Genomic DNA, 24,965 nt, shown 5'->3' with positions numbered 1-24,965 from the left:
TCCCCCCTTCTGCTATTAACGTCCAACTTGAGTAAACGATTCCGCAATCTCATCATAGAACTCTGCCAGCTCGATCGATGCTCCTTTGCGAAGACGCGATTGCTCGGCAGCGAAAGCCATCATATGACTTTGCACGGAAGCAGATGCAGAGGATCGGCTTTCCTGACCATGATAATGTCGTACTTCATGAAGGTAATTGCGCATGATCGCTTTGTCAGCTCCATCGTGTCCGGTTTGGTGGGGAATCGCCACCCGAGTCTCCTCATGTGTTAGAAAATCACGCAGCACAATTTGGTCGTCTTGCCCCCGAATTTCACCTTTTGTCCCCATAATCTGAATGACTCGCTGCGGCTCAAGCGTGAAGCCACACATACTGAATGTCGCAGTTGCCCCATTGGCGAATTCCATATTAACCACTTGATGATCAACAACGTTGTTGTCGCTTTTGTACACACATCGTCCGTATGAGGACTCTCGCAGCCCCTGAACAATTTTGTCGCGGGAAGGTTCACCAGTGAAATCATTAGTAAAATACTTCGAGTAAAATGACTTGCCTTCCCCCGACAAGTAAAACCGAGGTGCAGAATATGGGCAGGTCGCTTCTACCGCACAGCCGTCAATGCAGAAATCCGTCGATCCTTCCGGCGCGTTGCCGGAATGAAAATGCATCAAGGAGCCGAACGAGCTCACCCTTGTGCAAGGCTGGTCCATTAACCAAGCCAACATGTCCATGTCATGGCATGACTTGGCAAGAATCATCGGACTTGACGTATCAGAATTGTTCCATGGTCCACGGACAAAGCTATGAGCAATATGCCAATAGCCGACATTTTCGTTTAATTGAATGGATACGATCTGTCCGATTTTGCCCTCGTCTATAAATCTCTTGATTACTGACCATAAAGGGGCATATCGCATGACATGGCAGACAGTTAACAGACGGCCATTCTCCTTCGCTGCACGTTCAATCTGAATACATTCCATTGGGCTTGGCGACATCGGCTTTTCTAGTAACACATGATATTTTTGTTTCAACGCTAGCATTACAGGCTCGAAGTGCATGCGATCCTGCGTACAGATCAAGGCGATGTCGGCCACCGGCGACTGCTCTAGCAGTGGCTCCCACGATTCATAGCAGCTTTGTTCCGGAATACCGTGCGCTTCTGCGAAGCTTGCTCTTCTTGAAGCGTTCGGCTCAGCAACGGCTACGATTTTCAATTCATGAGGGAAATCAAGCGCATAGCTAGCATAGCTGTGAAAGCCTCTGCCACCCGCCCCAATAAGAACGGCTGTAAGTTGATCCATCTTATGATCTCTCCTTAGTTGAGTTATAAATAATCGATGAAAAGCCTTATTCCTTAACGCTGCCTAACACGATTCCTTTAATAAAATGTCTTTGTAAAAAAGGATAGGCAAGCAGTACTGGAAGTGCGCCAACTAGAATCTGTGCTGCCTTTACCGTTCGATCATTAATTTCTTTTAACATTTCCGAATTGGTTGTATTCAGAAAGAGAGAAGACATGTTGACGACAATCGTTTGCATGTAAGATTGCAGTGGATACTTGGCGGGAGAGTTCATCAGGATCAAACCATCAAACCAGGCGTTCCAATGATCGACTATGGAAAATAGCAAGAGTGTGGCAAGCGCTGGACCAGACAATGGAATATAGATGCGTAATAAAACGCTCATGTGTCCCGCACCGTCCAAGAAGGCGGATTCCTCTAGCTCTCGCGGCAGCTGCCTGAAAAAATTCAAGAGAATGATGATGCTGTACACCTGTACAGCGCCAGGTACAACCAAGGCCCATAGCGAATTCATTAGTCCCGTGTACTTAACTACGATATACCACGGAATGAGGCCGCCCCCGAAAAGGATCGTAAAAACAAAGAACCATGCAAATACCGTTCTCATAGGGAAAGCCCTAATGGTTTTGGACAGTGGATATGCTGTAAGTACCGTTAGTAACATATTAATAGCTGTGCCGAGCACGACTCTTTTGAATGACACCGATAAGGATTGCAAATACTCCTTCTTTGCGATGACATATTCATAAGCTTTCCACGTGAATTCGACCGGCCACAGCTTAACCTCTCCTGCAGTCGACGCTGCTGGCGAGCTGAAGGAGACCGCCAAGATGTGGATAAATGGAAGTAAACAGCTCAATGCCAGCAAAAGAAGAAACACATTATTTGCAATCAGGAACAATTTCCTTCCAGTTGAATGACCAACATCCATACACACGCCTCCTTCTTCAGAAGATTCTGTAGTTGATCGCTTTATAAGCCAAGAAGTACGACAGCGAAACGAGAATAAAGGATACAAACGATTTGAATAACCCCACCGCAGTAGCCAGTCCGTATTGGGCATTGGCAATTCCGAGTCTGTAGACAAAGGTATCAATAATTTCGCCACTATTCAGAACCAGCGTATTAGAATTATTGTTTGTCAGCACAAGGACTTGTTCAAACCCTGCGTTTAGAACGCTACCAATGCTGAGCGTCGCTAGCAGTACGATTATGGGAGCCATCCCCGGCAAGGTTACATGAAAGATTTGCCGCCAACGGCTCGCCCCGTCAACAATAGCTGCTTCATATAGAGTCGGATTAATGCCCACAATAGCCGCCAAATAGATAATGGTGGAATAACCAAATGTTTTCCATAAATCGGTTGTAACGAGAAGGTACGGAAATAAAGTATCATTTCCAAAGAAGAAGACGTTAGGCAAGTTAAAATAGCTGAGGGTGGCATTCACAATACCGTCTCTGCCCAACATATCGTACAAAATGCCCCCTACGATAATCCATGACAGAAAGTAAGGCATATAAATAATGGTTTGAATGCTATTTTTGAACCATTTTGTTCTTATCTCATTCAACAGAATCGAAATAAAAATGGGAAAAATAAGACCGGCAATGATCTTCATGAGCGCGATAAAAACCGTATTCCATAAAATATGAATCGTCTCAGGAAGCCCTATGACATAATTGAAATTTTGCCATCCGACCCACTTAGAGCCGAAAATCCCTCTGGCAGGAGTGAATTTTTCAAAGGCGATCACCAATCCCGCCATTGGTCCGTAGCTGTAGGTGAGAACCAGGATAATCGCGGGTAGAAGCATCAAATATAAAGCGTAATTGCGTTTGAACTCCCGTTTGATTGCCATAGACTGGAGGACTGCCTCCCTCGATGATAGTTTTGTAGGCGGAAGGAAAGCGGTTTCATTTTTCGCTTCCCTTCCTTCCTCATTTCAATTGATAGATGGGTGTTATTTATTTTGAAGCTTATACCACTCATTAACTTCCTTCGTAATTTCATCGCCGCCATTGGATTTCCAATAATCCTGGAATTTATCCCATTCGTTAATAGACGCGCCCATAATGATCCTGTTTACGGTTTCATTTAACTTCTTCATAATGATCGGCCCTTTTTCAACCATCGTCTTGGTCGGAGAACCCGTAAATTCGTCATATTGGAAAAGATCATTTTTCTCGTTATCAATTGTGACATTCCAAGATCCGTCTATGCCGTATAACTTTTCATAATTCCAATGGGTGGCATCCCCGGACTCGTACTTTAGAACATTGTTGTACGTGTTCATTTCATCTACATTTAAGCCATCTGAATTTTTCGTTTCCAAAGCATTTTTGACCTTCTGGAATTTGAGCAGGTTTTTGTGACCCAGTTCAACCCACACCGCGCTGTACTTCCACATCGCGTTTCCTTTTGTCGGGTCAGCCTTGTTCAGATAGACTTCCGGTTCAGCTGTTTTGCCGAAGGACTTCTCAAGCGTCAAGTTCGCAAGCTTAATGAGTGCTTCGGGGTTTTTGTAGCCTTTGATGACGACATTATGATTGCGGAGCCAAAGACCTGTGGCCGATGTTTTTGCCGGTGTTCCGTCGACCGAAGGAATCGGATAAGCCTTCCAATCCGCGTTAGGATCTTTGTTAACGCTTTCCTGAAGCGGCCATGACGGATACCACCAAACCCCGAACAGCATGCCTACCTTGCCGTTAGCTATTGCTTTCGTCAATGTATCATAGTCTTGAGCGGCGTATTGTTTATCGATCCAACCCTTCTTGTAGAAATCCTGCAGCTTCTGCAAGGCCGTTGTCATTTCCGGTTGGAATAGCCCTGTGACCAGTTGACCGGATGAATCCTTCAGCCATTTAACCGGATACCCCATCTGCTGCTGGAAAGCGGGATAAGCGTGATATCCGTTAAAGAATGGGGATAAATGATACGTAATATCCGAGGTAACGGTGAATCCGGGCGTGTTGTTTTTCTTATCCCCATCGGGGTCCTGCGTCGTAAACGCTTCCGCAATTTTCTCAAAATCAGCCATCGTTTTTGGTTCAGGTAAATTTAACTTTTTCAACCAGTCTGTACGTACCCACAGCATTGCCGTATCATCAAGCGGGTCCAGGAAAGTAGGAATACTGTACAATTTCCCATCTCGGGTGGCGGATTTCATCGCGCGACCACCATCGTATGTAAGCTGTTCCTTCAAAAATGGAGTTGCATATTTTTCGTACGCATCGGTTAAATCCTCGAGCATGCCAGCATCGTAAAGCTGCTGAAATTGATTGTCGTTAACTGACAAAATATTCGGCAATTCTTCGGATACGATCATGAGGTTAACCTTTTGTGCAGCCTGCTCACTTGGGCCCGTCCATTTGATCTTGATCTTGATTCCTAATTGTTCTTCGTAGGTTTTGGTCCAAATGTTGTTTTCAGGTGATTCCCCTTCTGGAAACTTTACATCACTGTCCAGGGAACTAAGGGTAGAAATTTCAATCGGAGGATCGTATTTTCCCATTGGATCGGCCGGAAGCGCGCTCTCAGCGGTATTGGCCCCTTCAGTTGGCTTGCTACTTTCTGTTGCCTTCTCATTCTGCTTGTTGGACACCGTTGGTGAAGCTTCGTCCGTATTCCCCGAGCTACAGGCAGTTGGCAAAATCAATGCGACCGTTAACGCCAAGTACAATAAGGCCTTTGACATCTTATTGCGACTCATAAGAAATCCTCCTCTAGTTCTCCCTTTTTTTGTTTTGGTTTTAACCTGTGGTACTAATGTTTCATTTGTATTATAGCATGGCGGATTTATTTGTAAACCATTTTTTTCTATATCTGCATTCGTAAGTTAAATAATCAAAAAACCAAGCTAACAAGATAGAATCTAGTCGCTTGGTTTATTTTAGTAAGCTTGCTATATGACTTGCGCTTAGCTGCAAAGCTTCACCCTCACTGCGTAGCAGTCGCTTGGGCATTACCTAATTTATGAGATATTGCGGCTGCCGCTGCGGCCACGTGCTCTGAGATTCCCATGATTTTGTCGGCGCTATATCGATGCATTGGACCAGACATGCTTATGGCCCCATAAACGTTGCCAAACAGGCCGAATATAGGTGCCGCAACACAATGGGCTCCTTCCACTATTTCCTGATTATCGAGAGCATAACCATTATTGCGTACCTTCTCTAATTCTTCCTTGAACCGTTCAGGAGATGTAATCGTCTGCTGAGTCACAGGAGGAAGGCCATGCCGATTCAACAGCTCTTGAAGAACCTGCTCCGGTAAATGAGCAGTAATCGCTTTTCCCATTGCGGTTGCATGAAACGGAGATTTCGACCCTATGGAGTCGGTCATCCTCAAAGCATGCGTACTCTCAATAATTTCTAAATACATAATTTCACCGTCAATCAAGACTCCGAGGTTGACTGTGTCACCATATAAGTCAGACAGCTTTTTCATTTCGAGCAAAGATGCAGACCGAATATTATTTCGCTCTAATAAATTTTTCGTGATGATCAATTGTTTATAACCTAAACAATATTTACCATCCTCGTCGCTACGACTAATGAAGCCCCGATTTTCCAATGTCAGTACGATTCGGTATGTCGAAGACTTCGGCTGATTGAGCATGTCCGTTAATTCTATAAGACTCATAGATCCGCGTTCAGACAGTAACTCTATTAAATCCAGCGCCTTGTCTATGGACTGAATCGTGTATCGTTCCTGTTTTTCTTCCATTTCCTTCATGAGAGTCTCCTTTCCAACTTTTAATTGGCATTATAAATATCATCCTTCTCCCATCATGATTGATTGGCGACGATGGTACGGGCCTCCCGCACAAGCTTACTTAACTAAATTCAATGGTTTCATATATAAAAACATTGGTTTCATTTAAATGTATCATAATAAGGAAAAAACGAAAAGAGTTATTTAAGTATCGGATTCAAAGCGCTCATTCGAAAGTCTCAGGCATTCCCCATCATTTGTAAACGTTATTTTGGACGCTCTGCTTTACTTGGCGAGTGTGCGAGCTATTTCAATTTATAGCCTTTCATCATTCTTATCAGATTGATCTTGTCTCAGATTCTCATACAAGCGTGTGCCTACTAAATACTGAAGTCGTTCTCTTAATTCTACTGGGCTTTTGCAAGTTTGGGAAAGGCAGGAGTGGGTAAGGGGAAGGAAAACACTGGACAAGGGGGAGAAACTTCCCCTTGTCCAGTATTCTACATATTATTGTAAATGGAAGGCAGCGAGAACATCGTCGATTTTCATTTTATCTGCGGTAGGTCCGTTCAGCATCCAGTGTCGGGCTGACATTTTGTAAGCATGACCTTGCTTAACTGCGGGAATTTGGTTCCAAACCTTTAGAGTTTCTACTCCGGTCAGCTCTTCAAGAGCAGCCTTTGCTTCATCCTCCGAGTCGAAAGATCCGCCTGCAGTTACGAATAAATAGTCTGCACTCAAGCTGGGCAGCGTTTCAAGCGATGCTTCAATGCCCCAGCTTCCTTCTTCTTCTTTTTCACGGAATTTCGCCAGAACGGGATCCAATGTCATGCCTAAATCCTTGTAAGCGATGCTCGAATAGGAAAATGCCGGGAAAAATAGCTGTACATCCTTGCTCGACGGTCGAATAAAGGCAATAGTTCGATCTGCCCCAATTTTTTCAATAATAGCCGCTTTGGCCTTACTTAGCTTTTCATCGTAGGCTTGGATGACAGAAGCTGCCTGATCTTCGCGGTTAATTGCCTTGCCGATAGCGACTATGGAGCTTTTCCAGTCGCTCCGATCATAAACGATAGTTGGAGCGATTTTGCTTAGCTGCTCATATGACTCTTTGTCTGAGGGCAAGAGATTGGCAACAATTAAATCAGGCTTGGAGTCAAGAATGGACTCATAATTTAAACTGCCTGGCGTATACACGGACGTAATCTTTTTTTCTTGTAAAACATCGTACAGGTATTGTCCCTTCATAGACTGGGCATGAACCATTGGAGCATCAAGTGCCAGCATAATGTCTTCTAGCCCATTCACGGCTATACGCTGTGGGTTGATTGGAATTTCGCTTTCTCCCATCATATGCTTAACTAGCTTTGTCTGCAGTTGGTTCTGTGCGACAGTCGTTGATAGCCCAGCCGTTACAGATGGTTCAGTCGAACCTGTTGAAGTTGTACAGCCACTAAATAGCAAAGTCATGCAGAGCAGCATCACTGTGCCTACCGACAGTTTTAAATCTTTAATCATCGTTAAATCTCCCTCTGGTCCATGATGAGAATCATTATCATTATATCTGTGACCTTTGCGAGGGACAATGGCTTCGTCTGAACGAATAAATGGACTTTTCTGAACTGATTTCTCCGTTGCCAGTGATCTGAAGCGTAGTGGAGGCAATCCGGTCTGTTTTTTGAACACGCGACTAAAATAGTAGACATCCAAATATCCTACGCTTGACGTAATCTCTTGCAGATTCGCCTTTGTCTCAGTTAAAAGCCTACTAGCGTGTGCGATCCGGATTCCGGTCAAATATTCAATAGGCGTCGTTCCTAGCTGCTTTTTGAACAAACGGGACAAGAAGCTAGAGCTACAGCCTAGCAGGCCAGCAATCCCTTCAACCGTAATCGGCTCCGAATAGCTATCCTCTATGTAGCGCATAGCTTGGGACACAAGGTCAATTCTCATCGTTCCAGCCTTCTGCGTTGCCATCTGACCAAACAATTCGGATGCAAATTGATAGAGAACACCTTTCGCATATAGCTTATCTATCGGAGTAAGCTTTCTCCATCTTTGTTCCATCATCTGAAATTTCATATGAAGGGCAAGCGGATCATTAGGGACGAATCCATATTGAATGCGAAAAGGGTTGCCTTGCTTTAGCAGTCGATGCAGATAACGGTTGCCAGGAACAGCAAGCAGAGCCTTGTACAAAATAAGATAATATTCGAAATTATCCTCAGATGAGAATACATCTAGACTCATACCTTTACCGCCATGAAGCACATGAAAACCATTGATGGTATAACCGTTTCCGTTCAGCATCACCCGCCCACGTCCACGCGTCATCCACAGAAAAGCGCTGGAGGGCAGCTTGTAATCGCGAAGCTCGTCTCCTTTAGCCAATTTCTGATGTCTAATATCGAGCAGCTTGACGCTGGCTTCGTTCCACAGCAATAGATGATCATTCCAAATCATACTAATCACTTCCTGATACTTGAGTGTTATGTATCCATATAAGACTGAATTTCATTATAACTGAAAATGATTCTCACAACTATCATGTCCGCATAATTCAGATGGTTTTGGAAGGATAACACATTACAAATCCCAACCATGCAAAAAGCTCCTGAAGCGTCGCGAGGAAAGCAAAGAAACTACCCAGTGGTCAGTTGACCTGTTGGGTAGTTTCTTTGCTTAAGCGAAATCTCTATTAGGTCGGGCAAGCTTTAAGAAACGGAGCAGCCGGCAGACCATCTACTCCTAACAAATTGGCATCAGTGACATTTGCCCAGCCGTACCGGACATAACGCGGAGAGGGAACCTCGACATGACTAACCTTAACTGTATTCCCACTAATTTCAGCTGTTGCCGATATAAATTCGCCATCCTCAGCTGCTACCTCGAACCCGGCTACTTGATCTCCAGCTCGAATGATTAAGCCCGCTTCTGCATGAGCAAAGTGGATAAATACTTGACCCTGCTCGGTGCTACACGAACTAAACACAGGTCCCGAGCTCTTAACCGTTCTGCCATATACTTTATCCAGTGCTAATAAAGCTAAACGCTCACCAACAGGCTTTTTATCTGCAGGATGAATGTCTGCGGCTTCTCCGCAATCTAATAATACAGCCATCCCCGTATAAGGAACCCTCTCAGCTACAAGCTGCTGCGCTTCTCTAATCAAGGGCCATTCTTCGCCCGCTGGATTATTATTGTAAGCATAAATCGGTAGCTGTACGAAGAAAAAAGGGAGCTCTTTATCCTGCCATTGCCTACGCCAATCTAAGATGAGAGCTTCTAGCAATTGACTATATAATTCTGGGTGGTTTACATCACTTTCACCCTGATAATAGATAACACCTTTAATCCTATAAGAGAATACTTTACGAAGCATCGTTTCATACAAACCACTAGGTCGCGCAAAGCTATGCGGATTTAATGGAGCTGGCCAAGGGAAAGGCCCACGCTCTTCTCCTTCAAACCCTAACTCGATCCTTTTATTAAATTGGCTAATCGCTTCTACATATTCCTTATTTTCTTGAATAAATTCTTGCCAATTAAAGCCCTGCATCTGTTCCTCGAATTCCTTTGGATACATAGAAAGCTCCGGATCAGACTTCAATACCTCTTTATCAATCCAGCAAGAAGCGGAGGTCGCCCCCCAATTGCAGCCGATAATCCCGATTGGAACATTTTCAGAAGCGATAAGCTCTCGTGCATAATAGTAAGCAACGGCAGATAATCCTCCTGCATTTTCTGGAGTAAGCCTCTTCCATTTGCCCTTATAATTAATCCCTGCTTCCTCAAAAGCAACCTTTGGCACATCATAATATCGCAGCAATGGTAAGTTCGCAGCTTCTATGACAGACTGTCCATCAGTACTTTTACTCAAAGGCCACTCCATATTAGATTGCCCTCCTGCTAGCCAGACATCTCCGAATACAACATCCACCAGAGTAAGGGTAATTCCCTCCGATTGCACGATTAATTCACTGGGCTCTCCTACTCCCATAGCTGGAAAAGCTACTCTCCATTGGCCCTCATGAATTTCAACGGCGGCACTTACACTACGGCAAGTCACTGTCACCCTTATCCCATCAAGGCCTGTTCCCCAAACAAAAAAGGGCTTATCCCTTTGAATAACCATATGATCATTAAAAAGCGGGTCTAGCCGCAGCGGCTTATTCATAACCTCTCGCTCTCCATCTGGGTTGACAATATGATATATTCCCAAGGTCCAATGCTATCTACCGTAATGATAGTTACATCCTTCTCATTCTTAACTCGTCCATTAGTCAAAGGCGTATAAACCCCATCTTCTGCTAATCTAGACCAATGGGTATGACTCGTTCTAACCTCGACATCAAATTCACCTGTCGGGTCCATAGTGGCATTAATTAGCATGAGAGAATATCCACTGCCATCCGGTGTGGATTGAATAAGAGGGACAACTTTACCTAGCTTTCGAATGATTACAGGAAGAATCCCTTTAGTGAGCCAATCACAGACCTTCATGAGCTGCTCTCTCTTGACACCCGAATGAATATGTTTCCAAGGAGCATATCCATGAACAGCTACTCTTCCGCCGAGCTCATTTTCAAACAACGTGAACGTCGGTCCCAGATCCTCTCCAACAAAGTTAAGGAGACGACTGATGATCCGCACCTCGGGGTTTAGCGGCTCAACTACATACGCCAGGTCTTTCCAGAATGCAATTCTAGCGTCTCTTCTTTCCCCTGAATGACGCCCATTGAATCCTTCATCCGTAAATTGCTCGTATACCCCGTTATCATAGGTTTCTCGAATCGAAACTCCGCAAAGATGCCCAAGCCCTCTCTCCCATAAAACCTGCAGCGAACGGCCGTCAATAAGCAAGCCCCCAGCCAGCATGCTCCGCAGTTCCTCCGTTGTAAAGCCTTCTGCCATCTTCCCGGTTAGAATCGTTCCGCAGGCATGATTCGCATCCATTGAGAGGGGAATTCCAAGTTCGCTTAATGAATAAACCTTTAACACGTCGCCATTATCAGGCTTGAACCAATTGCCCTCCTGCTGTACTTTTCGTTTCGCATCAAACTGAGCCGAAAATGCAGGATACAGACCTCTACCCACATAATCTCCGGCATTCTCAGCCATAGCGGACCACATTGGTTTCATTTTCTGAATACCTATCATCCAATCGTGATAATCCTCTAGCGTTCCTTCTTCCTGCTTTAATAAATCGAAGGCAATCCCATTTAGACCTGTAGCGAGGGCAGCCGTACACTCCAATAAGCCAAAATGAATCGATTTACTCAGCCTTTGAAAAGGGAAATTTTCGAATTCATATTGCAGATCCCGAATTTCCCGCGGAAAGCTTACGGTTTGGCGGCTAGTTTCCAGTATTTTCTGAATGAGGCTTAATGGCTCTCTATCGTCATAGAATCCCCCACCCGGTCGAGCCTTTGTCGCCTTCAACGCCCTCAGCCATCTCTCGTAATCTGGACCGGAGTAACTAGCATACACTTGGGATACTGTCATGAAACCCAGTTCAATTTGATCATCTACACGATGAACGGATGCTGCGATGTGTTCCAGAAGCTGCTCAACTACCGTTGTATTTTGTTCAATCCATTGCTCACGATAATGAGCTCCGTCTGGCTGATTCAATTGTTCCACTAAAAGCTGTCTGTCAATATTCGTGCCATTCGTATGATTAAACTTATCGATACAAATCGGACAAAAACAAGTATATTCCACCCCGTGAGAGTGCATCCGAACATCATCATCCACCCAAATGAAGTCCGGTTTTGTTTGCGCAAGCAGCTCATATTTGCGCTTGATGTATTCCATAAATTGCGGTGAATTCGGACAAAAACAGCTCTTGGACTCTATCCCATTGTGATCCGTAGCCGCTTGATAGGGTAAAGAAGGGAGCCAGTTACAAGCTTCATCAAAATGCCCCAAAGTACAGAGCATATTAACCCCCACATTAGAGAAGCCGTTCTCTCTCAATGTTGCGATCCGCTTCGTAACAACTTCACAGAAGGGTTCAAACTGCTCCAGCGGATAGTAGCCGTGATGCCAATATTCCGTAAACAGTGAAATTTCACCTACTGCTTCCCGGTGTTCAAGTAAAAAAGCCAGTAGCTCGTTGAATTGAGTATCTTTAGTAAATCGAGCAGGTATAATTCGAAAAGATAGTTTCATATTGTTCTCCTTCTCACTCCTATATTCTCAGCCTCAAACAGAAGCTAGTAACACTGCCGCAGCATGGAATTCCCCTTGTGTATGATAGACCAGCATGCCTTCTTGGAGCTTGATTCTCTGTTGATCTTCAGAATAAATAGAATCAATGACGTATGTCCCATCAAACGGTAATTGAATGTCGATCTGTTCTGGTAAGTGACCTCCGAAGGTATGGAAAATAACGAGAACCTGAGATCGGTCAGAGCTAACCCGCATAACAGCCTGCCAGCCTTCAGGATGTCTATAACTATTAATTGTTGGTCCGTAACGATAACTGAAGCCTTCTTTAATGATTGTGGAAATTTTCTTATAAAAACGAATACCTTCATCGATAACCTTCCATTGTTCTTCTTCAAGGTCATAAATGTCCCCAGACAAGCACATACGTCCTAGAAATGTATTTACCATGGAATAAGTCAATCTATGGAGAGAATCTGTTTTTCGTAGAACCGCCCATATTTGACTTTGTCTTGGTAAGATCGCCCGATGAAGATTCGCGGCTATGATCGGGATTTCCAATTCTTCATGCGCATCCGAGAAAGAAGCCATCGAAGTTAACCCCATCATCGAAGGCTCCAATCTGTGCCCTCCGGATGAGCAATTTTCAATGACAAGCTCCGGTATTTCCTTCTGCATCTTTTGTAAAAAAGCCTCTACAGCTTCCATCTGCTGTCGCAAGCCTTCTCCCATCGATTCAACACCATCACAGCCAATTCCAATGGTCTCGTTATAATCAATTTTCAGATAACCGAACTCGTATTTCTGAATAAAACGAATGACCTTTTCCGTTAAATATTCAACGACATAGGGATCTTTAAAGTCCCAAAACCGCCGGGCACCCGAAGTAATCGGAATTCCGTCCCGATGCAACAGGTGTTCTGTCCGTGCATAAGAATCCGCCAGCGGTCCACAGGTTTCCAACTCGAACCAAATTCCCGGAATAAGGCCGTTTTTGCGAATTTCTTGAATAGTCGCCTCTAGCCCTTGGGGGAATAATTGTGGAGAGACATTCCAATCGCCCATATTGCTTTCCCAGCTTTTCCCTTCCTCTATATACCAGCCCGCATCGATGACCAAATAAGTAATCCCTTTACCCTCGAGCTTCTTGGCAATATTCGAAATATTGTCATGGGATGGATTTCCCCATGTCGTGCAAAATTCGTTAAATATAATCGGCAAATCCTTCTCCACTTCCGGAATTCGCGAAAGGGCTTTGGCCTGAATAGCCGTAAGCCTTTGGGCAACTTGGTCTATATGACCTTCCGCAACTGTAAGATAAGCTTTAGGGCTAACAAGCCGTTCATTAGGCTTCAACGTCTTAACCCAATGGCCGAATTCTCTGTCTGCAAGTCCCCCGGACAAACAAATCGCATCATCACGTCGGTAAACTTCCATCTGCCAAGAGGCAGCATGAGCCAGTTGGGCTGCCCAAATGATATTCATTTTCGTATCTTCAATAGCGGCCCAAGGAAAGTAGCCTCTCACCGGCATAGACCCTACTTGGCCAAATCGCTCGCTTTGCACCCCAAACTTCGCCCACGATGGCTCCAACTGAAGGTCTTCAATTGCTAACGTCTCTAGACGTCCTTCATTACTCCACTTACTCCTCATTCGATGCAAAACTAGTGAAGCGGGTGTATCACCCGCTCTGAATGGCGTCATTCCACCCATAGAAAAACTAGATAACATCTCAAGCTGGACTGCTTCTGTATTTTGATTAATAAACGTAGTCCCAACTTCGCAAGCAGCAAACTCTGGGTAATAAGAAAGCTTATGCTCGATAATATGCTTTCTATCATTTTTTAAGAGGGTCACGATATGTTTACCCTTTTCGTCTTCCATCACATATTGGCTATCATATTTAAAACCCAGCACAGATTGTGAATTACGCATCGTTTTCCCCTGCGAGAATCCCCCTGGATAATCATCTCCAATTAGCTTAACTTGGATCAAAGGGTCCACCGCATACTCTTTGGCCACATCTACTTTTTCTGCTAAATGAACAGGCAGCAGTAACAGCCCTACCTGTTGGGAAGAGGGCTGCATCCAATACTCCAGTTTCATATCGTTTAATGTAAATTCGGAAAGTAATTGTTTAAGCAAGGAGATTCCTCTTTTCAATCGAATATCGGGCATAATAAACCACCAAAAGCATACAAGAGGTTAACTCCTGCGTGCTTTTGGTGTACAACTGTTACGACCTGACCGTCACCTTGGAAAGCTTCTATCTGGTTATATTATTGGAAATGACTGCGCTACTTGAGTCACTTACAACATTCGATGGTGCATTGAGTATATTGCCTATTACATCTACATTTGTTACCCCGGCACCTATATAGATCTGTGGCGTACTTTGCTGAAAATAACTATTGTTAATATCAACAGTACCTCCTGTTACATGAATGTTAATGGCACTTGGCGTTTCATGCACATTATGCAGATTAGCTTGTAGGATGGATACATTCCCACTGGCAATATCTATACTATACAGTTGTCCATAGCCCCATAACATCGTTCCAAACAGATTGATCTTATTATTGCTATTACTATTAATATAAATATTTTTCATTAATGTGGAATCAAAAGCCGCGACTTGAGTGTTAATAAAGTTAAGCCCGTTTGTGCCGACAGCTTCAATGTTTATGCCAATTTTACTATCATCCGATCCAAATCCGATAACTGTCGCACTAGGACTAATACCATCTTTCTCTATAAAGTGCATTCCATTCTTAGTGGCAAATACGAAATTATTAAACAAATGCTCATTACCAACACTGCCCACTACAAAAGCATCTAGATTTTCAGTGTTATGTTGCGCGATCAACCGTTCTGCAGCTGCACCTGCAATTTGAACTCTTCCCCAATTATGAGGATTAAAATTAACATTTTGCACCCATCCTTCTGTTGCACTATTCCCTACAGCTATTCCTGTTTTAAGTGGAGCTCCTGTAACATAGTCAATAAAATGACCATCACTCTGGTTTGTTGCAAAATCTATACCCTGGTATGAATTTGTCAACACGGTGTCTATCACCCATGCACCTGGTCCGTTTCCGCGAATCGTCCATGGATAAGGTGTGACATTAAGAATATCCTGCTCCGGATAATAGATCATTACACCTCTAACACCACTATTAGATTCAAGGCTAATTAACGGAGTGCCACTACTATTATTTTTTCCTCCGTAAGCAAAGATAACGCTTCCCAATCCAGTTGCATGATGCGGAGCATCCGAAACCCCTCTTAATTCAACACCACTCGGAACGGAAAGTGAGCCATAAACAACATATACCCCCGCAGGTAAATAAACCGTCCCACCTGAACTTGATGCATCATTTAATGCCGCTTGAATTGCACTCGTATCGTCTGTTAAGCCGTCGCCTTTGGCATTAAAGGCTGCCTTTACATCATAAAAATGATTTGATGTAGGTACAGGATCGCTAGAACGATAAGTGTGTTCAGTAACATCCAATTGCGTAAAATGGTAATCAGAATGATCGATTACGACATCACCGGAGCTTAAATTATTGATCACCGGAGTCCCATTAAATGTATTTCCCAGTATGGCTGCCGAAACAACATCTGAACCTAATTGAATATTGCTTTTGCTCGCCTGAAATTTACATCCTTCTAGCGTAATTGTACCTTTGAGAGCATCAACTGCGTAGGCTCCGCCTTGATATCCCCAATCTGTGAATATACAATTCTGAAAGGATAATGTTCCATCATCTGTTGACCTGACAGCCGTATTCGGAGTGCCACCGATAGTCACATTAGTAAACTGTACGACCGTCTTCTTATAACCCAAATTGGATAAAATAGCTACTGGATCGGTCCCCACGGTTGCATTAATGGTACTATTGGCTATTGTGAATCCGAAATAGTGTACATGATCCAATTGAACGCCTATCTTTCCTTCATCAATATTAAGCTTAAAGTATTGACCATGACCCGCTCCATGCTCGGTTGCCCTAAAGTAAACCCCTATATAATATCCTTTCAAAGTTATGTCATACGCATATTGCCAGTCTGATCGCCCCTGGTAAATGCCTATTCCATTTGTTGTTGTATAGTCTCTTAAGATCTGTTCACCTTCAGGTGATGCTGGTGCTCCTGCAAAACCAGAATTTTTCCAATATTTAGGTTCAAAGTGTATGCCTTCAAGCCTACCTACATCGGTTGTATAATCGATATAGATCCCCCTATTTAATGGAGTTCCGTATACATTGTGTAAATAATGCAATTCATTAACCTCTGGTCCCATTCTTATTCCCTTATATGAGTTTACCAGAGTTACATTTTCAATCGTCATATTATCTCCTGGAGCCTGCTGAATGGTCCATGGATATAACTGAACATTGGAATAATCTTGTTCTGGGTACCAAATATTCACATACATAAGGCCAGTGCTGCCATCCATGGTGATAAATGGGGTTGCATTTTCATTTCCCTTACCTTCATACGCCATCAATACAGTACCTGTATTCGAGCTATAAATGTCTGGATTCTGCCACTCACCTCTTAAGGTGATGCCGTTTGGTATTCTAAGATGCGTTCTTACAACATAATTACCGGCCCCAATATAGACAACTCCTCCGCCATCCCTGTAGGCAGCGTCTATTGCATTTTGGATGGCAGCAGTATCATCGGTAACTCCATCTCCAGTTGCACCGAAATCAGAGGCTTTAAAAGACGCAATTACCTTGTCGTTATACGTATAAGCTGTCGTTATCAATTCCGGAGAAGCAGTCGTAATGTTGAAATAGGGTATGACCTCCAAATGGTCAGATGCTGTCCCTACTTGAGTCCCTATAGCATTTAAGCTTAAGATCCCATCACTAAAAATATCAACCTTCTTAGCTCCACTATTCGTTATCGCGAAATTATCATAATAGGCAGTGTAGTTTTGTCCAGATGTTTTATTTTCACCGACAAAGAAGCTTTTACTCATTTCTTTTCCTATCATAGAATCTGGTATTTTTAATTTTCTATGATACCAAACATTACTAGCCTTGCTACTCAAGTCGGCTTCAGGGTGACCACTAATACCATTCTGGTCAATCCAGCCACTATCTTTGAAGCTTGTCCCATCCGTGTTTGTAATTTCAATACCACCAGCGCCATCTACTGCACCCTCAATTTTCACATCATATTCTACATAATCCCCAGCAGCATAAATATAACTGCCTGAACCGTTGTTTGAAATTTCACGATAGATAGACTTATCCTCATTTAATATCGTATCATTCACGACATTAAACTTGGCGATAGCATTGTTGGGTTTACCTATATCCGCAACAGGACTAGCGATTAACGAAACAGCGCTTATCCCGCTTTGTGTGTCTTGTTCATTTAAGCTCGGATCACCATCCGTATAGGCAACCAGCTTTACTCCTGATTCATTAGTAATTAATACGTTATCATAATAAACAGTGTATGTTTTACCCGGCTCATTATTGTGCTGGTATAAATACCAGGTAGAGATCGTCTTACCCACCATGGAAGAAGGAACTTGCATCTTTCTATGGTACCAACCACCCTTTGTAAACGAGGTTAAATTCGTTTCTGGCGCTCCTTTTAGTCCATACTGGTCATACCAAACGCTATCAGAAAGATAGCTATCATCCGTTGTTCTTATATCAATTCCACCTGCGCCTACTGCTTGACCGTCGATAAAGACATCATATTCAATATAGTCACCATTCTCGAATGTACTAGTCCCACTTCCCTCATTCGAAAACTGCCATCTAACACTTTTATCTGTAGTAATGTTATCATTCAATACAGTCATCTTGAGCGCTGTTCCACTCGCTATACCTACATTTGCATGCCCCGTATTACGAACAGCAGTACTAGGTTGTACGGTTAAGCTTGCTGAATTTACATTATCTGAAAAATAAAGATGATTCACGTCCGGTAAACCTTCTTTATAGGCTACTAATTGCTCTACTCCATTATTTGTAACGGCTATATTATCGTAGTTCGCAGAATAAGTGAGGTTATCCGTATAATTTTGACCAACTACGTTCCAGTGGTTAATAGTCTTACCTATTAAACTATCTGGAACCTTGAGTTTTCTATGGTACCACTTCCCATATGCTAGTTCGACACTCGCCCAAGGTTCACCACCTACCAGGTTTTGATCTACCCATCCACTATCCCTAAAGTAAGTTTCATCCGTGTTCATAATTTCAATGCCACCAGCACCGACTACTGCACCGACAATATTTACATCATATTCAACATAATCTCCTGCTTTAAATACGTAGCTTCCAGAGCCCTCTTTAGAAAATGTCCAATAGCTATATTTATACATCCCACTGCTACTGTTGTTTACCGTGAAATTCAACACATCCCCATTTGGGTTGCCGCCATATGCATTAGTTACTGTTTTAATATCCGCTGTTGGACCATCAGTAAAAGAAAGCTGATTTACATCTGTATTCCCCTCACTATATACCGTGAGTTTAGTTATATTATTATTGGTAATCACTATATTGTCATAATCTGCACTATAAGTTAAATTATCTGTGTCATTCTCGCCAGCAAATAGCCAGTATGAAACTGTTTTCCCTGCAGGTAAAGGTATCTTTCTATGATACCAAGTATTCGTAGCAAGGGACGAGATATCCTTATGAGGAGCTGCGCCAATATAGTTCCCATCTACTGCACCACTGTCCCTAAGCGTTGTATTATCAGTAAAAACAATATCTACCCCACCAGCGCCATCCAGCCTATTATTTAATTTCACATCATACTCAAGGCTATCGCCAATAAGTGTTGTGTAAGAACCGCTTCCTATATTGGAAAATCTCGTAAATACATATTTATTAATATTAATGCTGTCATTGGTCACCGTATATCTAATTACATCTCCCGAGGGATTTCCACCAATTTTGGGCCCCAAAGTCGTTAAAGGAACAATTCGTGTTGCTGTTGGTTCTGGTGTTGCCGTTGGTTCTGGTGTTGCCGTTGGTTCTGGTGTTGCCGTTGGTTCTGGTGTTGACGTGGCGGTTGCTCCCGGCGCCGGTGTAGGCGTTGCTTCTGGCGCTGGTGTTGCTTTAGCTTTCTCTATTGGGTCTTGCATCGCCATTACCTTCATTGCTCTATCCAGTGTTACGATCAATTCTGCACGCGTAAACTGAGCTTGAGGTCGGAACGTTCGGTCCCCGTACCCTTGCATAATTTTCTTGGAAGATACCGCTCCTATAGCCGCTTTACTCCATGAAGCTAACAAGGCAGCATCCACATAGGTATTCGCGGTAGCTTCATCGTCTTGCAGGTTTAACAATCTGCTGACGATCACAGCAAGCTCTTGTCTGCTTGCTTTATTGCCACCTCCGAAAGCACCGCCTGGTTCACCCTTTATATAACCCGCTTTAACGGCTATCGCAGCTTCTATATAGGCCCAGTTACCAGGGGTCATATCCCCAAAGCTGATCTCCGCCTTCTCTGTAAATCCGAAAGCACGGTTAATGAGCGCGGTCAATTCAGCTCGTGTAACGGGGTTGTTCGGCTTCACAGTACCATCCGCATAACCTTTAATAAGCCCTTTATCCAACCATTGATTCAATTGGCTTTCCGCCCAATGACCATGCACATCCGACCTGATAGACTCCGCTGCGGATGCGAGGCTGAAATACGGGAGCATCATACACCCGATCATGAGAAAAATCATCCACTTCTTAACATAAGTATTTTTCATATTCATCCTCCTCATATTTCATAGCCTCTCGGCATTCGCCGATGCAAATTGCAGCCTGTGGGGTGACGTTTCCACTTGTCATTCATTATTAAGCGCTTACATTAAAAAGCCCATATCGACTCATCATTAGCTTCCCCGCAGCAAGCTGCGGAGAATTAAACCCGTAATGATTAAATCACCACCTCATTCAAGAACAAGAACGAGACCCGGATCAGAAATATCTCCAACAGCTTGTCCTAATGTTCCGATCCTTTGAAGCAATTCCCCAGGAATAATAACCTGTCCATTCCTAAACACAACATCCTTCGTGATGTCCAAAGCCTGATCCGAACATAAATCCTGTGCCCAAACGGTCACTTCTTCCGGTAAATGAGAAACCTCTAAAGTAAGGGAGCCAAATTCACCAAATACCCCAATGGGATGCTTCCCTTCTCCAATGTTTACCTTTATATCAGCTATGGGATAGTAAATACCCTTTGCCTTAGTGGTACGAGGGAGTGTAGCTATCGCAATAGCACCATTAGGGTGCTTGGATGCAATGACGAATGGCGCCTCTCCCTCCGATTGAACGGTTGGACACTCCATTCCTCGTGCCAAGACAGCAGGTGCATGCTGCAAGACTTCTTTACCAATGAGCCAGCCTGCCCAAGTGTCTCCCTTTTCACAGAACCAAGTATCCTGCAGAATTTCATTACTGACTTGCAGTTGACCTTCCCCAAGCCCGAAGTTAGGGGCGATTCTTTGCCAATGCACAGCCCGTGTTGTTTCTGCCATTCGCTTGTGCTGCAGCTGAGGACAATAACCTGGAACGATCGGAGCGATCCAATAGGTGGAACGCATAATACCAATTGAACAGCCCAATACCGCCCCTATGTAAACTTCATCTTCACAATTAACAATACCTATGCGGTCAGGTCGTGCAACGGCATGTTGAAATACATAAGCGAGTCGATCCAGCGTTGTAGCCACCGATGTTTGGGTCAGTACATCATAGGAACGAAATACATCAGAGAATTGAGCAGCAGAGACAAACTTATCAGGAATCTCTCCCCATTGTGCGAAATGACCGGAGCCCTGCTCATTATTAAGCGGACCTACGCAAACTGCGTGTTCAATTCGTAGATTGGGAGCTTCTCTTCTACCCAACTCTGTTAACCATTCGCGAAAGGATAGGCTGTCCGCTCTTGCTCCTAAATCAACCTTCCAATATTCAATACCAGCCTCGCGACTCCAACGTAAACGCTCGCACCAATAAGGCTCCAGCAGATCTTCTTCCATCCGCACACCATTTTCACCGTCACCAATGGCTTGGGCGGCAATCCAAAGCCCTGCCCCCTTCCACCCATAAGACTTCACCTTATCATTAAGCTTCTTCAATCGTTCTTCTGGAATCCCTGAGCAGGATGGAAAACGTTCCTCCGAAAGCTCAAGTGAACCGAAAACCCAATCTCCTTGACCTGAATTATCGTTGTACGGAACATCCCAACCATAATCAAACATAAAGTAAAGATCGCTTCTTATTTCTGGGAACTGATGAATCCAACCGTTTTCTCCAAATACAATTTCTTCATTCAGATAGTTTCTGCTTAATTGCGCTCCTTGGTCCCCTTCGAACTTAGAAGCATCCACTGCTTCATCAAGCTGATCCTCTCGCCCAAAATTCTGTGTCGCCCAAGTACACCAATAATTCAACGATGTTCCCGCAGTTGTAGGAATAAGATTCATATTCGAACACTCCTTAGTTATGATTTAATTGCACCTGAGGACAACCCTTGAATATAGTACTTTTGGAAGAAGATGAAGGCTAGAATGACAGGCCCAACCGCGATTAATGAACCCGCCATTAATACATTCCATTGACGAAATACGCCTGTATCTAGAAAAATGATTGCCAAAGGTAAGGTGAATAATTTCTGGCTATTAAGCAAAACCATCGGTAATACTAGCGAATTCCATGAACTAAGGAAGTTCATAATTGTAATGGTTGCTATGGCAGGTACAGCTAATGGAATATAAATCTGGAACAGTATTCTGAATATGCTTGCGCCTTCCATTTTCACAGATTCATAAATCTCATGAGGAATGGAACGGAAATAATTTCGAAATAAAAAGATAGCAATCGGTGCTGAACCATTCACCATCGGTAAGATCAACCCAAGATGAGAGTCTAGTAGATGCAATGAGCTTTCTGTTAAATAAAGAGGGATTAATACCGTAATTCCCGGTACAAACATCATGCCCAAAAACATGTAAAACAGGAATGACTTCCCCTTAAATTCTAGCTTTGCAAATGCAAAGCCTGCCATCGTGAACAAAAGAATAATACCCACTAAAGTCCAGAAGGTCACATTAACACTGTTGAGAAAATATTTGAAAAACTCTATTCGATTCCATACCTCTACATAAGTATTCCAATGCCATACATTGTCCGGAAATAAAGAATAACTAGAGAACACTTCTGCCTGGTCCTTAAGGGAAGCACCGATCATCCAAAGCAGAGGATAGATGGATAGCAGCGCCCAAATGATTAATAACATATAGACGATAGTTTTATTAAGATATTTCAGCCTCACAACCTAACCCCTCCTAAGCTTTCTCTCTGAGTGATCTTATACTTATTAAAGAGAGAGCAAATGTGAGAGCAAACATTGTCCAACCCATTGCATTTGCTCTACCCAAATCGCCAGTACCCAAAAAAGCTTCTTTATAAATAAGAACACTAACAACCTCGGTCGTTCCTGCAGGACCACCCTTAGTCATAACCCATACTTGATCAAATATTTGAATGGCTCCATTGAGGTTTATAATAATCGCAATAACCGTAATGGGCTTCAGAATTGGCCACGTAATGTGTAACAGCTTCCGCCAGAAATTCGCACCATCTATTTCAGCAGATTCATACAAATGCTGATCAATCGATTGCAGACCAGCAAAATAAAGAATCATTGTAAAAGGGACCGCGCCCCAAACGATGACTAAAATAACAGCTGGAAGAGCTGTGTGAAGTTCACCAATCCAACCGTTCACTGCCAATAGCTTATCAAGTCCAACGGCTGACAAAATTTTATTCAAGGAGCCTTCTGGTTCATAAATACCTGTCCAAACGTAATAAATCGCCACAGAAGAGGTGACCATCGGAAGTAAAAATAAGGTTCTAAAAAAACGGACGCCCCGAGTTATATTTTGCAACAGCACAGATAGAACCAACGAGATTGGAATCACGAGTAACACCATGGATACGCAAATTATTAAATTATTTCCAAGTGCCCTCCAGAAGCTTTCCGCTAACAGCTGATCCCTACCTATCAAAAAATCTTTGAAATTGTCCAGCCCGGCAAATTTCGCGCTTGAAAGTAAAGAACCTTGACCTAAATGGTAAAAGGACAACCATATGGAAAACAGCACTGTGAATAATCCAATAACAAGGAACAATATAACTGCGGGAGCTAATAATACATAAGCCGAGAGAGCTTCTCTGAACGATGCTTTACGGTGAAACCTGTCGGTATTCATTAACAACACCTCTTTTTTTAGTAAGCAAGGGGGAGTACATCTATTACTCCCCCTCTCCTCATATGTGACTTGTTATTTTTTCGCCTTTTCCGCCTCTGTAGCCTTATCGAATGCTTCAGCAGCTTGTATCGCTGTCGCTGCACCCAGAATGATTTTTTGCTTCATTTCATGGAACTTATTCCATTGTGGTTCAAATATCTTATTCGAAATATTTACATTCTCAGAAAACCAATTGCTCTCAGAACTCAGGGAATTTAGCATAGATTTAATCGTATCGTTCAAGGCATCTGTGTTTTTTATATTCACTGCAGGAATATCGAATGCAGCGTTAGCATATAAAGTCATTCCTTCATCAGATGTCAAAAACTTAACAAACTCTATCGCTTCTTTTTGGTGAGACCCCTTATCTTTAACGTGTATTTGTGTAAGAGCGAATGGCGTCACCTGTGCATCAGGAATTTTCGATCCTTTATATGCGGGTACACGGAAGCTAATAATATCTTTAGGATCCATGCCCATCTGAGTTAATGAAGCATAGGTGAAAGTACCTCCTAAGCTGTATGCCGCTTTCCCTTGCGCAAACGCTTGGTCGGCAGGATCAATATCAAGGGATACAGCTCCTGGGATCATGTTCCCCGATTTGGTTACATCCTCTATGAATTGTGCAGCTTGGATATGTGCTGGATCCGACATTTTCGATTCACCATTCATAAACTTTGTATACTCTTCTGGTCCGTTCTTCATATAATCCACGAAGTTCGCCATCCAATTTTCATATACCGTGAATGTTTTTGCACTAAAGACAAACCCCGGAACGCCAGTCTTCTCTTTAACTGTTTTCATGTTTTCAAGCCAGTCTTCCATAGATGCAGGCGCAGTTGTCGGTAATCCCGCTTGTTCAATTAATTTCGCATTTCCATATATCGTGTAGAACGCACCTACATCGATAGGAATTCCATAATATTCTCCGACCGTACGAGCTTTCTGCCAATCACTCGCTTTCACATCTGCGTTCCAACCATCAATCGCGCCTTGATTCACCATTACACCAGACAAAGCTGCTGGGAAGAAGCTGTTCTTCCATCCACTGTCTTTCTCAAGCTCTTCCGTCCAGCTCATTGCCCTGCCATCGTAAGCCCCAGCACCTGGAGCAGCCCCCGTTATGTACAGGTCAGGCAAGCTATTAGCTGTCGCAGAAGCTGTCATTTTTTGATTATAGGTTTCGGCAGGTGTAGTCACTTGAGTTACAACCGTTACTCCCGTCTTCTCCTTGAAAGCATCCGCAACCGCTTTCAAGCCTGGATCAAAAGCAACCTTAAAGTGCCAAAGCGTTAAGCTCACATCACTCTTCGGAGCCTCAGTTGTAGCAGCTGTTTCAGAAGGCGTTGTCCCTTGGCCAGTTTCCTTTGCAGCATCCTTCGTATCTCCACAAGCTGTTAATGCAAATACAAGAACGACACTAACTAATAATAGAACCCATTTGGACTGTTGTTTCAATTTAACCATTTCAGAAAC

At 43.4% G+C, this 24,965-nt stretch carries 14 protein-coding genes; all 14 read right to left on the bottom strand.

Annotation, left to right across the window (positions count from 1 at the left end; genetic code table 11):
• Positions 1 to 15: 15 nt before the first annotated feature.
• The 14 genes from KCTCHS21_RS10710 to KCTCHS21_RS10645 all read right to left on the bottom strand — a co-directional run bounded on the left by KCTCHS21_RS10710 (position 16) and on the right by KCTCHS21_RS10645 (position 24,956).
• Positions 16 to 1,305: a Gfo/Idh/MocA family protein gene (locus KCTCHS21_RS10710; RefSeq protein ID WP_130607549.1), complete on the bottom strand. Its 1,290-nt coding sequence runs from the start codon at positions 1,303 to 1,305 to the stop codon at positions 16 to 18.
• Positions 1,306 to 1,351: 46 nt separating this feature from the next.
• Positions 1,352 to 2,236 carry a carbohydrate ABC transporter permease gene (locus tag KCTCHS21_RS10705; RefSeq protein WP_130607547.1) on the bottom strand — a complete coding sequence of 295 codons (885 nt, stop codon included), beginning with the start codon at positions 2,234 to 2,236 and terminating at the stop codon, positions 1,352 to 1,354.
• Positions 2,237 to 2,252: 16 nt separating this feature from the next.
• Positions 2,253 to 3,164 (bottom strand): ABC transporter permease, encoded by a 912-nt coding sequence (locus KCTCHS21_RS10700; RefSeq protein ID WP_130607545.1) that lies wholly within the window; start codon positions 3,162 to 3,164, stop codon positions 2,253 to 2,255.
• Between the two features lie 102 nt (positions 3,165 to 3,266).
• A complete protein-coding gene (locus KCTCHS21_RS10695) occupies positions 3,267 to 5,015 on the bottom strand; it encodes a type 2 periplasmic-binding domain-containing protein (RefSeq protein WP_130607543.1) in 1,749 nt (582 codons plus the stop codon).
• A 227-nt stretch (positions 5,016 to 5,242) separates the two neighbouring features.
• Positions 5,243 to 6,040, bottom strand: a complete 798-nt coding sequence (locus tag KCTCHS21_RS10690; protein WP_130607541.1) for an IclR family transcriptional regulator — start codon at positions 6,038 to 6,040, stop codon at positions 5,243 to 5,245.
• A 486-nt stretch (positions 6,041 to 6,526) separates the two neighbouring features.
• Positions 6,527 to 8,482 carry an AraC family transcriptional regulator gene (locus KCTCHS21_RS10685; RefSeq protein WP_130607539.1) on the bottom strand — a complete coding sequence of 652 codons (1,956 nt, stop codon included), beginning with the start codon at positions 8,480 to 8,482 and terminating at the stop codon, positions 6,527 to 6,529.
• Positions 8,483 to 8,717: 235 nt separating this feature from the next.
• Complete coding sequence (locus tag KCTCHS21_RS10680; RefSeq protein ID WP_130607537.1) at positions 8,718 to 10,196, bottom strand: sialate O-acetylesterase; 1,479 nt, start codon at positions 10,194 to 10,196, stop codon at positions 8,718 to 8,720.
• A complete protein-coding gene (locus tag KCTCHS21_RS10675; protein WP_130607535.1) occupies positions 10,193 to 12,193 on the bottom strand; it encodes a hypothetical protein in 2,001 nt (666 codons plus the stop codon). Before KCTCHS21_RS10675 ends, KCTCHS21_RS10680 begins: the two co-directional genes overlap by 4 nt.
• Positions 12,194 to 12,226: 33 nt before the next feature.
• Entirely contained in the window at positions 12,227 to 14,335 is a 2,109-nt protein-coding gene (locus KCTCHS21_RS10670) for a glycoside hydrolase family 36 protein (RefSeq protein WP_157994014.1), read from the bottom strand.
• A 121-nt stretch (positions 14,336 to 14,456) separates the two neighbouring features.
• A complete protein-coding gene (locus KCTCHS21_RS10665; protein ID WP_162309309.1) occupies positions 14,457 to 19,937 on the bottom strand; it encodes an S-layer homology domain-containing protein in 5,481 nt (1,826 codons plus the stop codon).
• 183 nt (positions 19,938 to 20,120) lie between these two features.
• Positions 20,121 to 21,662: a hypothetical protein gene (locus KCTCHS21_RS10660; protein WP_130607529.1), complete on the bottom strand. Its 1,542-nt coding sequence runs from the start codon at positions 21,660 to 21,662 to the stop codon at positions 20,121 to 20,123.
• Between the two features lie 17 nt (positions 21,663 to 21,679).
• On the bottom strand, positions 21,680 to 22,510 hold the full coding sequence (locus KCTCHS21_RS10655; RefSeq protein ID WP_130607527.1) for a carbohydrate ABC transporter permease: 831 nt from the start codon (positions 22,508 to 22,510) through the stop codon (positions 21,680 to 21,682).
• Between the two features lie 13 nt (positions 22,511 to 22,523).
• On the bottom strand, positions 22,524 to 23,450 hold the full coding sequence (locus tag KCTCHS21_RS10650) for a carbohydrate ABC transporter permease (protein WP_130607525.1): 927 nt from the start codon (positions 23,448 to 23,450) through the stop codon (positions 22,524 to 22,526).
• Between the two features lie 72 nt (positions 23,451 to 23,522).
• Positions 23,523 to 24,956, bottom strand: a complete 1,434-nt coding sequence (locus KCTCHS21_RS10645; protein WP_130607523.1) for an ABC transporter substrate-binding protein — start codon at positions 24,954 to 24,956, stop codon at positions 23,523 to 23,525.
• Between the last annotated feature and the right edge of the window lie 9 nt (positions 24,957 to 24,965).

The organism is Cohnella abietis (genome assembly GCF_004295585.1).
Lineage (GTDB): Bacteria > Bacillota > Bacilli > Paenibacillales > Paenibacillaceae > Cohnella > Cohnella abietis.
The sequence above is the reverse complement of the archived record's forward strand: the minus strand, read 5'-3'. Positions and strand labels throughout refer to the sequence as shown.

Excerpts from the sequence above, each read along its gene's own strand:
- KCTCHS21_RS10705 (WP_130607547.1), bottom strand. The coding sequence starts at position 2,236 with ATGGATGTTGGTCATTCAACTGGAAGGAAATTGTTCCTGATTGCAAAT.
- KCTCHS21_RS10650 (WP_130607525.1), bottom strand. The coding sequence starts at position 23,450 with ATGAATACCGACAGGTTTCACCGTAAAGCATCGTTCAGAGAAGCTCTC.
- KCTCHS21_RS10645 (WP_130607523.1), bottom strand. The coding sequence starts at position 24,956 with ATGGTTAAATTGAAACAACAGTCCAAATGGGTTCTATTATTAGTTAGT.
- KCTCHS21_RS10690 (WP_130607541.1), bottom strand. The coding sequence starts at position 6,040 with ATGAAGGAAATGGAAGAAAAACAGGAACGATACACGATTCAGTCCATA.
- KCTCHS21_RS10665 (WP_162309309.1), bottom strand. The coding sequence starts at position 19,937 with ATGAAAAATACTTATGTTAAGAAGTGGATGATTTTTCTCATGATCGGG.
- KCTCHS21_RS10675 (WP_130607535.1), bottom strand. The coding sequence starts at position 12,193 with ATGAAACTATCTTTTCGAATTATACCTGCTCGATTTACTAAAGATACT.
- KCTCHS21_RS10710 (WP_130607549.1), bottom strand. The coding sequence starts at position 1,305 with ATGGATCAACTTACAGCCGTTCTTATTGGGGCGGGTGGCAGAGGCTTT.
- KCTCHS21_RS10685 (WP_130607539.1), bottom strand. The coding sequence starts at position 8,482 with ATGATTTGGAATGATCATCTATTGCTGTGGAACGAAGCCAGCGTCAAG.
- KCTCHS21_RS10695 (WP_130607543.1), bottom strand. The coding sequence starts at position 5,015 with ATGAGTCGCAATAAGATGTCAAAGGCCTTATTGTACTTGGCGTTAACG.
- KCTCHS21_RS10700 (WP_130607545.1), bottom strand. The coding sequence starts at position 3,164 with ATGGCAATCAAACGGGAGTTCAAACGCAATTACGCTTTATATTTGATG.
- KCTCHS21_RS10660 (WP_130607529.1), bottom strand. The coding sequence starts at position 21,662 with ATGAATCTTATTCCTACAACTGCGGGAACATCGTTGAATTATTGGTGT.
- KCTCHS21_RS10680 (WP_130607537.1), bottom strand. The coding sequence starts at position 10,196 with ATGAATAAGCCGCTGCGGCTAGACCCGCTTTTTAATGATCATATGGTT.